Genomic DNA, 12,128 nt, shown 5'->3' with positions numbered 1-12,128 from the left:
CACCGGATTCAATACGTAATAACTTGCACGATCGATTCGGAACGTCTGGGTCCCAGAGCCCGCACCGTAATTCTATAAAGCGCCGATATGCCGCCTGTTGCCAGCGACCCCGGACCAATTTTTACCGATTCTTGATTAATCGTATTACCGCTTTCCGGACAACGCCCTGGTGTTGGTGGGCCAATCTCGTTACAAAGGCGGTGTATTACCAACCACATCTGAAAACCATTTTGATCAGCCAGCTTCAATGCATTGGCATCCCAATTCAGAGTGAGAATATCGCCATCCGTCAAACCAAAACTGTGCGTCGCATAATAACCATTGCCAGCATGGTTATTTTCCAGATCAGCAGCCCCAGCAAGCCAATTCATTGCTACCTCGACCCCTACGTCGGTTACAGCGACACCTTGTTGCCTGAAGCCAATATTGCCGGCAACCCCTGTTGCAGAGTCCAGACTGCGAAACATGGACAAAGCACCAATAACCATCGCAACCAAAGCGATCAGTGCCAAAAGCAGCACAGCACCTTGCTGTCTTTTTTTGCCGGCTAATCTCATGACGACATCCCCCAGACAATATTTCTAAGAGGAATGACAACCTCTGTCGTGCTATAGCGGTAGCGCTGCCAGTTATCAACACCGTCCAGCGTTATTGCCGTTTGTCCGTTCCATTGAGGCACCGTCGTTGTCGTATCCGCCGCGCCGGATTGCTGGGAACGCGCAACGACTGCAATTCGAATGACTCGCAAATTTGTCCAGTCATCTTGCGATGGAGTGCAGCCACCGGCATCACATATTTCCGTGCGCCAAGTATCTACTGCACTATTCTGTCCTCCGCTGGCAATACCAAACTCGGCACGCAACATGACAACACCATCACTGACGGGTTCCCATACAAGCGTATCGTTCTCATTGCCTGCGCAGTTATTCAACTGATGATTGCAACGAACCAAGCGACCACCACGCACTGCGTAATAAACATGACTCAACCCATTTCTATGTCCGAGATTGAATAGGCGGCCATTTGTGTAGTTCGCTGTTGCTACGCCGAATCCTCCCGGTTTGTTCCGCGTGGGCGTCACATTGGCGCAACTCGCCCGGCGACTTGGATAGGCAGCATCCCCATACACAAGGGAAGCCGCAGTTCCGGAACCGTTGCAAGCAACCGCTCCTGGACCATCGGTAATTTCATAAATGCTGCACGAAGTACCCGCACCTGTCGGCACAGCTAAAACGAGATCGCCAGCACTGACCCCCCCCGTGTTGCCAACCGTAATATTGCCGGCACCATTGTCAGTGCCAAGCAAGGTTCCTTCTGCAGAAACGCCAATATCACTGGAGCCGAAGGCAACGCCAACAACATCGGTATTCGGATCTCCTGCCGGGATACCCGGAGGATTAATTGATACGGGGAAAAATGGGACATCATCAACAGCAAATGTAATATCGGTCGGTGTTCTCTCACTGTTGTAGCCCAAAACCGTGCCACCAATGCAGTTATCGATAAGTCCGGCATGGTTTGCAAAAACACCATACCCGGCCATTCGTAGATCACGTTCCATCATGTAGACAGAGAAGGCTGCATTGGATTGCGCATCGGCACCTGTCGTTGTTCCTCTACGCATCGTTTCGAAGAAATACATCGATTGCGTTACGGCCAATATGGTCAGCATGCCAATGACCACCGCAACCATCATTTCCACTAACGACATACCCCGTTCGCGCATTGAATTTCGCATTTCAGTTTCTCGCGACGGCTGCCACATGCACATATTGATGCTCCTCTTCAATCCCGGGGCTGCGCCACGTCAAAGTAACTGTGGCTTGCGTGTTGTTTATTTCAATGACAGCCTGACCACCGGGCAAGCTCTGCGCTATCCGATCCCCCCAAGCCGCGCCATTACATCCCACATCCCCGGCTGCGTAGGTTCCTGCACAACCACCCAACTCATTTGGCGCTACAGCCCATAAATCTCCAACAATCTGGTTTGCAACAAATGCTGCATCTGCACGTGCCTTTGCCTCTCCCTGTGCCTTGATCGCACTGGCCTGACCTCCTGCCAGTCCCAGCAGGCCCAGTGAAAAAATCAGGACTGCGATGAGCGCTTCAAGCAGCACCATGCCCTGTTGCGCCCCCCCTCTTTGAGCGAGTGGATGTTTGGATGTCAGCATTTCAGCACCCCCTGGGATCATCTGAGCTTGTGATTGAGGGATCACACAGCTTTGCCTGACCAGCTGTTCCAACGGCAATACGCAAACAGCGCACACTCCCGCCATCAGCCATACAAGCCTCGTCGGTATGCCTGACATTGATTGCGAAGCTTCCACCCCCTGATCCGGACGGATCAATCGTACCAGCCGGACAATTTGATGCATTTGCACTGACTCGACCGAGGGCTGAATAACACAATGCTGCACTTCCTCCGAGATCAACTTCAACCCGATCACCAGCTTCAAACGACCCTTTGGCCAATATCACGGGATCACTATCGTTACAGTTCACCGGCGGAACTGCCTGTTTGTCGATTGCGCCACCGCATGCACCAGCCGCAGGACAGTGACTTACAACCCAATGTTTTCCCTGGGCAGTCTCTGCGCAAGAGTTTTCAAGTGAATCAACGATTTGAAGAATGACCGTGTTGTTGCTTCGGATGGCTTCACCGCGAGCAACCTGCAAGCCATTCAAAACACTCTCAGCGGCAGATCTAACACTGAGACCATTCAGATACTTGGCAAGACTCGGTGCAGCGACACTCAGGATAATCGCCATAATGGCCACGACCACCATGATTTCAACTAACGAAAACCCTCGCTGAGCGGAAGATTTCATTAACATTCCTGTCCTTTGATCAACCAGCAGGCTTTGCTGGCACTAGCCCCCTTGAACTGCGTGGTCGACTTCTGATTCCCCTCGCTCAAGGTATAAGTACCTTCGCTGTTGATTTGTGCGGTTGCGGTTAATGTAAAACCCTGTCCACCATTGGTCAGCGCACAAGACAGCGTGTAATGTTGAGCAACTGGTGTGGCAATTCGGCATCCGCCATCACCATAGTTCCGGTTGTCCAGATAAGACTGCTCCATTCGACTTCCCCATGTCGAGAGTTGAGAGACTGCCTCTACCGCTCTGGAACGCCGAACATGATCCATATAACCCGGCACGGCAATTGACAACAAAATGCCTATGACTGCCACTACGAGCATTAACTCAATCAGGCTGAACCCGTGCATGGATCGTGAACTAGCAGGCGGATGGTGATACATGGCTTGTTTCTTTCTCAAGATTTCTGTTTGTAGGATCGTTCTGGGGCTTTAAAAAATCAATGTGCAGCCGATGTACGGCGCATATATACCGCTCAGCGGATTACTGACTCAAGCTTTGCGAAGACCACCGAGCAAGATACTCAAGCGCTGATTTTTATTGTCGCGATGAGTCGTTCAACAAAATAAGGGCCGAACAGAAGCAGCATGACAACGACCACCAGCACCATCACGAAACCGGCAATCAACTGAATTTCGACCCGTGAATACTTGGGTTTTTGGCTGCGTGCAAACAGCCAAGGCCCCAGAACAGGCAATACCAAAGCCAGCGCAAAGCTACGCCACCCGTGCTCAAAGGAAGCAGGCAATAACTGCAGGTAACTAACCAGCAACAAAGCCCCTCCAACCGCAACGAGAAGCGCTGCCAACATGACGAACAGCGTGAACCAGATGTCCATTATTTCGTCGCTTTTACTGGGCGCTGCCAGTTGCTTACGGTTACTTGTTTCGCCCGTGATACGGTCAACGCGTCCGGCGGTGCATTTTTGGTCAACGTCGTTCCTGCACCAAGCGTAGCACCACGACCGACTATTACTGGAGCCACCAGTTGCGTATCGGAGCCGATGAAGACATCGTCCTCGATAATGGTCTTGAATTTGTTTGCCCCATCGTAGTTGCAAGTGATGGTACCGGCCCCGACATTGACTCGCTGCCCGATCTCGGCATCACCGATGTATGCGAGGTGATTGGCCTTCGATTTATCGCCGATCCGGCTTTTCTTGACTTCAACAAAGTTACCAATATGCACTTCGGCACCGAGTTCAGCACCTGGACGCAGACGGGCATACGGACCAATAACGCCATCAGGACCAATACTGGCTTCCTCGATATGGCAATAAGCCGCGATCCTGGTCCCCGGACCGACCCTGACGTTCTTCAAAACACAGTAGGGACCAATTTCTACGGCATCCGCCAGTTCGTTCATTCCCTCAAAGACGCAACCGACATCGATGCTGACATCTCGCCCGCAAGTCAATCGTCCACGAACATCGATACGCGCAGGGTCAGCCAGACGTACTCCGGCATGCAAAAGCCCCTCTGCCAAATTCCGCTGATGCTGACGCTCAAGCTCAGCCAGTTGCACTTTGCTATTAACACCGAGCACTTCCCATTCATTATTCGGCTGCGCAGTTCTGATGGTGACTCCTTCAGCCACCGCCAGTGCAACAATATCTGTCAAATAGTACTCGCCTTGCGCATTGTCATTTTTTAATTGTCCCAGCCATCGGGCCAAGTGTGCTGTCGGAATTGCCATGATGCCAGTATTGACCTCACAGATTGTTTTTTGAGCAGCATTTGCATCCTTCTCTTCAACAATCCGCTCAACCTCGCCCTTGGCATTACGCACGATACGGCCATATCCCGAAGGATTATTCATATTGACCGTAAGAATCCCCAAACCATCGGCAGCGACCTGCAGCAGACGTTCAAGTGTCTCTGGCCTGGTGAGCGGCACATCGCCATAAAGCACTAGTGTTTGCCCCCCAGCGCCCAACATCGGCATGGCTTGCGCCACGGCATGCCCCGTTCCAAGTTGCTGTGCCTGCTCTGCCCAGCAAATATCAGGTGCACTTAGCGATGTCCGCACAACTTCACCGCCATGGCCAGACACGACAATCATTTTGCCCGGAGCCAGAGATCGTGCTGTATCAATGATATGTGCGGCCAGTGACTTGCCTGCCAATGGATGCAACACCTTCGGCAAGTTGGAGTACATCCGTTTGCCTTGACCGGCCGCCAAAATAATTATGTTCATGACTTTACTGAGCTTTCTTCTCTGATTGGGCGCCAACCACGTCGTCCAGCACGGCTTTACCACGCGCGGATACAGACCAATGCAGAACATTCTTGTCATTAATACGAGTTTCAATAATCCCTAGGGACTTCATGACATTCAGACGCTGACTGACGAAGTCACGCTGCAAATCGGTCGCATCGCAAATTGCCGCCAGATTTCCATATACAAATGGCTCAGCAGCCAGGGCACGCAATATCTCTACATCATTGTACGAAAGCACATCGCGTGGATCAGGCTCAGCGGGCTTGCTTGCTTCCGGCTCCACCCTGGACAGGGTTGGCGGCATTTCATCGTGTTTCTGCTTGATCTGGACCACTTCGTGCCTGACTTGCTCGACCTGTCTCAAGAGTCGCTGTACCAGATTTTCAAACAATCGGCGCGATGCAATCACGTAGATCAGGCAAAACCCGGCGAAGGTAAAAAAGTCAACCGGCTTGGTGCGAGCGCCTTCGAGCAAGGTGCTGGAAATCATGTTGAGGAACAATGGTACGGTCAACGCCGCCACTACCCCAAAAATCGGGTATTTGACCCAATCACGTCGAACTGGGCCAGTTGAACGCTCTGCCGCCCGATCTGCCAGAAAATAATTTGCGGCTCCGCCCAGAACGCCGGCCAGAATCATTATCAGCAAGATGAGCAGCATATGAACGTCCAGCACTCCGTTCGGTGCTGTAATTTGAAAAGCAGTTTGAAGCTCATTCGACATTGTGGTCCCCTTGTAACGAAGTAGCATTTTTACATAAACAAAAACCCCGCGGGTCTGAACCGGCGGGGTTTTTGGTATCGTACAAAACGTTCAGCGTGGCAGGGTGCTATTACCCATCAGGAAAATATCCACTTCGCGGGCAGCCTGACGTCCCTCGCGGATCGCCCAGACAACCAGCGACTGGCCACGACGCACGTCGCCGGCAGCAAAAACACCGTCGACGCTGGTGCGGTAGCAGCCTTCGCCATCGGTCGTCGCCTTGGCATTCTGACGGGCATCCTTGTCAACGCCGAAGGCATCGAGCAGGCTGCCGACCGGATTGACGAAGCCCATTGCCAGGAAGGCAGCATCGCACGGCAGTTCGAATTCGGAACCGGCGACTTCGCTCATCTTGCCGTCCTTCCATTCGACGCGCACGCCCTTCAGCGCCTTGACATTACCCTGGCCGTCCTCGACGAAAGCCTTGGTCGCCACGGCGAATTCACGCACCGTCGCACCCTCCTTGTGGGAAGACGAAGTACGCATTTTCAGTGGCCAGTACGGCCAGGTCAGCGCCTTGTTTTCCTGCTCCGGCGGTGCCGGCATCAGTTCGAACTGGGTCACCGAGGCCGCGCCGTGACGGTAGCTGGTGCCGACGCAATCGGAACCGGTATCGCCGCCACCGATGACGATGACGTGCTTGCCCTTGACGCTGATCGGATTCTTGACGCCCTGCTGGACTTCCTTGCTCTGCTGAATGAGGAATTCCAGAGCAGCATAGACACCCTTGTATTCACGCCCCGGGACCGGCAGATCGCGCGGAACTTCCGAACCGGCGGCAAGGATGACAGCATCGAAATCCTTCTTCAGCTGTTCGGCAGAAATGGTCTCGGTCGCATCGTTGTTGATGCCGGCCGGGAGATTCCTGTCACCGACGATGACCTTGGTGCGGAAGACCACGCCTTCGGCTTCCATCTGCGCCACACGACGGTCGATCACCGACTTGTTCAGCTTGAAGTCGGGAATGCCAAAGCCGAGCAGACCGCCCACCCGGCTGCTCTTCTCGAACACCGTAACGGCGTGCCCGACGCGTGCCAGCTGCTGTGCCGCAGCCATGCCTGCGGGGCCGGAGCCGACGATGGCAACCTTCTTGCCGGTCTTGGTCTTGGCCGGTTGCGGCACGACCCAGCCCATCTCCCAGCCCTTGTCGATGATGAAATGCTCAATCGACTTGATACCGACCGGCGCTGCATTGATGCCCAGCGTACAGGCAGCTTCGCAGGGGGCCGGGCAGATGCGGCCGGTGAAATCCGGGAAGTTGTTGGTCGAGTGCAGGACATCCAGCGCCTGCTTCCAGTTGCCCTTGTAAACCAGATCATTCCAGTCCGGAATGATGTTGTTCACCGGGCAACCGTTGTTGCAGAACGGAATGCCGCAATCCATGCAGCGCGCGCCCTGTGTCTTGGCAGCGTCGTCGGACAAGGTCTGGACGAACTCCTTGTAGTGCGTCAGACGCTTCTCAACCGGTTCGTAAGCCTCTTCGAGACGTTCGAACTCCATGAAACCAGTCGGCTTGCCCATTATGCGGCCTCCTTCCGTGCAGCAGCGGCCATTTCGGTCAAGGCGCGCTTGTATTCGTGCGGATAGACTTTGACAAATTTCTCGCGATAAGCATCCCAATCGGCAAGAACTCGCTTGGCAGTTTCACTGCCGGTGTACTCGACATGCCGGGTAATCAATTCGCGCAATTGGGTTTCGTCAGCCTCACCGCAATGCAATGGCTCCCCAGCCACATGACGGTTGGCCAAGACAACCTTTTCCAGTGCCACTTGGGCAAGATTGCAGCGATGCTTGAAGCTGCCATCCTCGTCCAGCACGTAGGCAATACCCCCCGACATGCCGGCAGCGAAGTTCCGCCCGGTCATGCCGAGCACGACCACGGTGCCGCCGGTCATGTATTCGCAACCGTGATCGCCAACACCTTCGACCACCGCTGTACCGCCGGAATTGCGCACACAGAAGCGTTCGCCACCGACCCCGGCAAAGAAGGATTCGCCATCCGTCGCACCATACATCACGGTGTTGCCACAGATGATGTTTTGCTGCGTATCACCACGGAAATCCGGGCTCGGCTTGATGATGATCCGGCCACCCGACAAGCCCTTGCCGACGTAGTCGTTGCCTTCACCGGTCAGTTCCAGCGTCACGCCTCGCGCCAGGAAGGCACCGAAAGCTTGGCCTGCTGTACCGGTCAACTTGATGTGGATGGTGTCATCCGGCAAGCCAGCGTTGCCATACCGCTTGGCGACTTCACCCGACAACATCGTTCCGCAGGTGCGATTGACATTGATGATCTTTGTTTCGATCTGGACCTTCTGGCCCTTTTCCAAGGCCGGCTTGGCCTGCTCGATCAGCTTGTGGTCGAGCGCCTTGTCGAGGCCATGATCCTGACCTTCGGTATGACGACGCGGCACATCGGCTGGTACGTTCGCCTGATGGAAGACCTTGGAAAAATCCAGCCCTTTCGCTTTCCAGTGTTCGATACCGTGACGGGTATCGAGCAGGTCAACCCGACCAACCAGATCGTCGAACTTGCGGATGCCCAACTGGGCCATGATTTCGCGTACTTCTTCGGCAACGAAGAAGAAATAATTGACCACGTGTTCCGGTTGACCGGAGAAGCGCTTGCGCAGCTCGGGATCCTGCGTCGCAACGCCGACCGGGCAGGTGTTCAGATGACACTTGCGCATCATGATGCAACCTTCGACAACCAGCGGCGCCGTGGCAAAGCCAAACTCGTCGGCACCAAGCAAGGCACCGATGACGACATCGCGACCGGTCTTCATCTGACCATCGACCTGCAAGCGGATACGCGAACGCAGGCGATTCAGCACCAGCGTCTGCTGCGTTTCGGACAGCCCGAGCTCCCACGGCGTACCGGCATGCTTGATCGACGACACCGGCGAAGCGCCGGTACCACCGTCAAAACCCGCGATCACGACGTGATCTGCCTTAGCCTTGGCTACACCAGCGGCAACCGTGCCAACACCGACTTCCGAGACCAGCTTGACTGAAATAGACGCCGTGGAATTGGCGTTTTTCAGGTCATGAATCAGCTGCGCCAAATCTTCGATTGAATAAATATCGTGATGCGGCGGCGGCGAGATCAGGGTCACGCCCGGCACTGAGTGACGCAGCTTGCCGATGTACTCGGAAACCTTGGCACCCGGCAACTGGCCGCCTTCACCCGGTTTGGCACCTTGCGCCATCTTGATCTGGATCTGGTCGGCATTGACCAGGTATTCGGCTGTCACGCCAAAACGCCCCGAGGCAACCTGTTTGATCGCCGAACGCAGGGAATCACCTTCCTGGAATACATAGTCACGCTCAATGCGCGACGCGCCAATGATTTCCGACAACGTCTGCCCGGCCTTCAGTGGCTGGAAGCGCTTGGCATCTTCACCGCCTTCACCGGTATTCGACTTGCCGCCGATACGGTTCATGGCGACGGCCAGCGTGGTATGCGCTTCGGTCGAAATGGAACCGAGCGACATCGCGCCGGTCGCGAAACGCTTGACGATTTCCTTGGCCGACTCGACTTCTTCCAGCGCAATCGCAGCGCCCTGCGGCTTAAACTCGAACAGACCACGCAGCGTCAGGTGACGCTTGGTCTGATCGTTGATCAGCTTGGCGTATTCCTTGTAAGTCTCATACTTGTTCGAGCGCGTTGCATGCTGCAACTTGGCAATCGAATCTGGCGTCCACATGTGGTCTTCGCCACGCGTACGGAAGGCGTATTCGCCACCGGCATCCAGCATGCTGGCGAGCACCGGATCAGCCGAAAAGGCCTCCTTGTGCATGCGAATGGCTTCTTCTGCCACTTCGAACAGACCGATACCCTCAATGTTCGACGGCGTACCGGTGAAATACTTTTCGACGAAGTCCTTTTTCAGACCGATGGCTTCAAAAATCTGCGCTCCGGTATAGGACATGTAGGTCGAGATGCCCATCTTGGACATAACCTTGCATAGGCCCTTGCCAACCGCTTTGATGAAGTTCTTGACGTACTTCTCGGCTTTCTCGGCATCACCCTTAGCCAACGACTGGATCGTTTCCAGCGCCAAGAATGGATGCACGGCTTCGGCGCCAAAACCGCCGAGCAGAGCAAAGTGATGCACTTCACGCGCAGAACCGGTTTCGACAACCAGGCCCGCGCTGGTACGCAGACCTTGCTTAACCAGGTGTTGATGAATGGTCGATGTGGCCAGCAATGCCGGAATCGCGACATTTTCGGCATCCAGCTTGCGATCAGAAACGATCAGCACATTGGCACCGGAACGTACCGCATCCTCAGCATCTGCCGCCAACGAAGCGAGACGTGCTTCGATGCCATCTTTGCCCCAAGCTACCGGATAGCAAATATCGAGCTCGAAAGAGCGGAATTTGTTCGACGTATATTTGTCGATATTGCGCAGCTTTTCCATATCAGCACAGGTCAGCACAGGCTGTGCAACCTCGAGACGGATCGGCGGATTGATATCGTTGGTATTCAGCAGATTCGGTTTCGGACCAATGAAGGAGACCAACGACATAACCAATTCCTCACGGATCGGATCGATCGGTGGATTGGTCACTTGAGCGAACAGCTGCTTGAAATAGGCGTATAGCGTCTTGTTTTTCGCCGACAGTACCGGCAAAGCAGAATCGGTCCCCATCGAACCGGTCGCTTCTTCGCCGTTCTGGACCATCGGCTCCAGGATGACCTTGATATCTTCCTGGGTGAAGCCGAAGGCTTGCTGACGATCAAGCAGGCTGGCATTTGTTGCATTGCACGACTCAATCGCGGCTGGCACTTCGTCCAGCTTGATACGGATCTTGTCGATCCACTCACGGTAAGGCTTGGAGTTAGCCAGGGAGTCCTTGAGTTCCTTGTCATCGATGATCCTGCCCTGTTCCATGTCGATCAGGAACATCTTGCCCGGCTGCAGACGCCACTTCTTGACGATCTTCTTCTCGGGAATCGGCAACACGCCGGATTCGGAAGCCATGACAACGAAATCATCATCCGTCACCAAATAGCGAGCCGGACGCAAGCCGTTGCGATCAAGCGTTGCACCGATCTGGCGGCCATCGGTGAAGGCTACGGCAGCAGGACCGTCCCACGGTTCCATCATCGCAGCATGGTATTCGTAGAAGGCACGACGATTCTCGTCCATCGTCGAGTGCTTTTCCCAGGCTTCAGGGATCATCAGCATGACTGCCTGAGCGAGCGAGTAGCCGCCACCCATGACCAGCAGTTCGAGCGCGTTGTCGAATGCGGCGGAGTCGGACTGACCCGGATAATGCAACGGCCAGACCTTCTTCAGATCGTCGCCGAGGATTGGCGAAGAAATCGCCTGTTCACGGGCCTTGAACCAGTTAACGTTGCCACGCACCGTATTGATTTCGCCGTTGTGGGCGATATAACGAAACGGATGCGCCAGGTCCCAAGTCGGAAAGGTATTGGTCGAGAAGCGTTGGTGCACCAGCGCCAGTGCCGAAACAGTGCGCTTGTCCTGCAAGTCAAGGTAATAAACGCCAACCTGATCGGCCAACAACAGACCCTTGTAGTTAACCGTACGAGCAGAAAATGATGGAACGTAAAATTCTTGTCCGTGCTTGAGGTGCAATGACTTGATGGCATTTGCGGCGCGACGACGGATGATGTAAAGCTTCCGTTCAAGCGCATCAGTCACGAAGATGTCCGGACCACGACCAACGAAAACCTGGCGGATTACCGGCTCTTTGGCACGCACCGTCGGAGACATCGGCATTTCGCGGTTGACCGGCACATCACGCCAGCCCAATACGCGCTGCCCTTCCGCAACGATGGAGCGCTCAATTTCTTCCATGCAGGCATGCCGAGATGCGGCTTCTTGCGGCAGAAAAACCATCCCAACGCCATATTCACCGGCAGGCGGCAACTCAACCCCCTGAGTCGCCATTTCTTCCCGATAAAACAGGTCCGGAATCTGGATCAGCAGACCGGCGCCATCGCCTTGCAACGGATCGGCCCCTACGGCGCCACGGTGATCAATATTTTTCAGGATCAACAGACCCTGCTCAATAATGCCGTGACTCTTCTGACCCTTGACATGGGCAACGAAGCCCACGCCACAGGCGTCGTGCTCGTTGGCGGGGTCGTACAAACCCTGCCGATCAGGTACAGCCGATTCCATCACACGCGTTCCTTCACTTAGTTCGGCCTTTTTGCTGGCCAATCATGAAAAAAGCCGAGTGACGTTTTATCACTTCGGCCTGCATAAAAACAAAGGCAACCGCAGATTTT

General features: G+C 54.6%; 10 protein-coding genes. All 10 read right to left on the bottom strand.

Annotated features, from left to right (window positions below):
* Window positions 1-8 precede the first annotated feature (8 nt).
* Window positions 9-557 carry a hypothetical protein gene (locus RCI20_RS03730; RefSeq protein WP_306603203.1) on the bottom strand — a complete coding sequence of 183 codons (549 nt, stop codon included), beginning with the start codon at window positions 555-557 and terminating at the stop codon, window positions 9-11.
* Entirely contained in the window at window positions 554-1,765 is a 1,212-nt protein-coding gene (locus tag RCI20_RS03725) for a PilW family protein (protein WP_306603202.1), read from the bottom strand. The genes RCI20_RS03730 and RCI20_RS03725 overlap by 4 nt, the downstream gene beginning before the upstream one ends.
* Window positions 1,740-2,171: a hypothetical protein gene (locus RCI20_RS03720; RefSeq protein ID WP_306603200.1), complete on the bottom strand. Its 432-nt coding sequence runs from the start codon at window positions 2,169-2,171 to the stop codon at window positions 1,740-1,742. Before RCI20_RS03720 ends, RCI20_RS03725 begins: the two co-directional genes overlap by 26 nt.
* Before the next feature lies 1 nt (window position 2,172).
* On the bottom strand, window positions 2,173-2,829 hold the full coding sequence (locus tag RCI20_RS03715; protein WP_306603199.1) for a GspH/FimT family pseudopilin: 657 nt from the start codon (window positions 2,827-2,829) through the stop codon (window positions 2,173-2,175).
* Window positions 2,829-3,260 (bottom strand): type IV pilin protein, encoded by a 432-nt coding sequence (locus RCI20_RS03710; protein ID WP_306603198.1) that lies wholly within the window; start codon window positions 3,258-3,260, stop codon window positions 2,829-2,831. The genes RCI20_RS03715 and RCI20_RS03710 overlap by 1 nt, the downstream gene beginning before the upstream one ends.
* A gap of 140 nt (window positions 3,261-3,400) precedes the next feature.
* Entirely contained in the window at window positions 3,401-3,715 is a 315-nt protein-coding gene (locus RCI20_RS03705; RefSeq protein WP_306603197.1) for a hypothetical protein, read from the bottom strand.
* Window positions 3,715-5,073, bottom strand: coding sequence for a bifunctional UDP-N-acetylglucosamine diphosphorylase/glucosamine-1-phosphate N-acetyltransferase GlmU (gene glmU, locus RCI20_RS03700; protein ID WP_306603196.1), 1,359 nt, complete (start codon window positions 5,071-5,073; stop codon window positions 3,715-3,717). Before glmU ends, RCI20_RS03705 begins: the two co-directional genes overlap by 1 nt.
* Window positions 5,074-5,077: 4 nt before the next feature.
* Window positions 5,078-5,821 (bottom strand): YEATS-associated helix-containing protein, encoded by a 744-nt coding sequence (locus RCI20_RS03695; protein WP_306603195.1) that lies wholly within the window; start codon window positions 5,819-5,821, stop codon window positions 5,078-5,080.
* 90 nt (window positions 5,822-5,911) lie between these two features.
* Window positions 5,912-7,381 carry a glutamate synthase subunit beta gene (locus tag RCI20_RS03690; protein ID WP_306603194.1) on the bottom strand — a complete coding sequence of 490 codons (1,470 nt, stop codon included), beginning with the start codon at window positions 7,379-7,381 and terminating at the stop codon, window positions 5,912-5,914.
* A complete protein-coding gene (locus RCI20_RS03685) occupies window positions 7,381-12,018 on the bottom strand; it encodes a glutamate synthase-related protein (protein WP_306603193.1) in 4,638 nt (1,545 codons plus the stop codon). Before RCI20_RS03685 ends, RCI20_RS03690 begins: the two co-directional genes overlap by 1 nt.
* Window positions 12,019-12,128: the final 110 nt, after the last annotated feature.

The sequence above is a fragment of the Azonexus sp. genome (assembly GCF_030824335.1).
GTDB lineage: Bacteria > Pseudomonadota > Gammaproteobacteria > Burkholderiales > Rhodocyclaceae > Azonexus.
The sequence above is the reverse complement of the archived record's forward strand: the minus strand, read 5'-3'. Positions and strand labels throughout refer to the sequence as shown.

Excerpts from the sequence above, each read along its gene's own strand:
- RCI20_RS03730 (WP_306603203.1), bottom strand. The coding sequence starts at position 557 with ATGAGATTAGCCGGCAAAAAAAGACAGCAAGGTGCTGTGCTGCTTTTG.
- RCI20_RS03725 (WP_306603202.1), bottom strand. The coding sequence starts at position 1,765 with ATGTGGCAGCCGTCGCGAGAAACTGAAATGCGAAATTCAATGCGCGAA.
- RCI20_RS03720 (WP_306603200.1), bottom strand. The coding sequence starts at position 2,171 with ATGCTGACATCCAAACATCCACTCGCTCAAAGAGGGGGGGCGCAACAG.
- RCI20_RS03715 (WP_306603199.1), bottom strand. The coding sequence starts at position 2,829 with ATGAAATCTTCCGCTCAGCGAGGGTTTTCGTTAGTTGAAATCATGGTG.
- RCI20_RS03710 (WP_306603198.1), bottom strand. The coding sequence starts at position 3,260 with ATGTATCACCATCCGCCTGCTAGTTCACGATCCATGCACGGGTTCAGC.
- RCI20_RS03705 (WP_306603197.1), bottom strand. The coding sequence starts at position 3,715 with ATGGACATCTGGTTCACGCTGTTCGTCATGTTGGCAGCGCTTCTCGTT.
- glmU (WP_306603196.1), bottom strand. The coding sequence starts at position 5,073 with ATGAACATAATTATTTTGGCGGCCGGTCAAGGCAAACGGATGTACTCC.
- RCI20_RS03695 (WP_306603195.1), bottom strand. The coding sequence starts at position 5,821 with ATGTCGAATGAGCTTCAAACTGCTTTTCAAATTACAGCACCGAACGGA.
- RCI20_RS03690 (WP_306603194.1), bottom strand. The coding sequence starts at position 7,381 with ATGGGCAAGCCGACTGGTTTCATGGAGTTCGAACGTCTCGAAGAGGCT.
- RCI20_RS03685 (WP_306603193.1), bottom strand. The coding sequence starts at position 12,018 with ATGGAATCGGCTGTACCTGATCGGCAGGGTTTGTACGACCCCGCCAAC.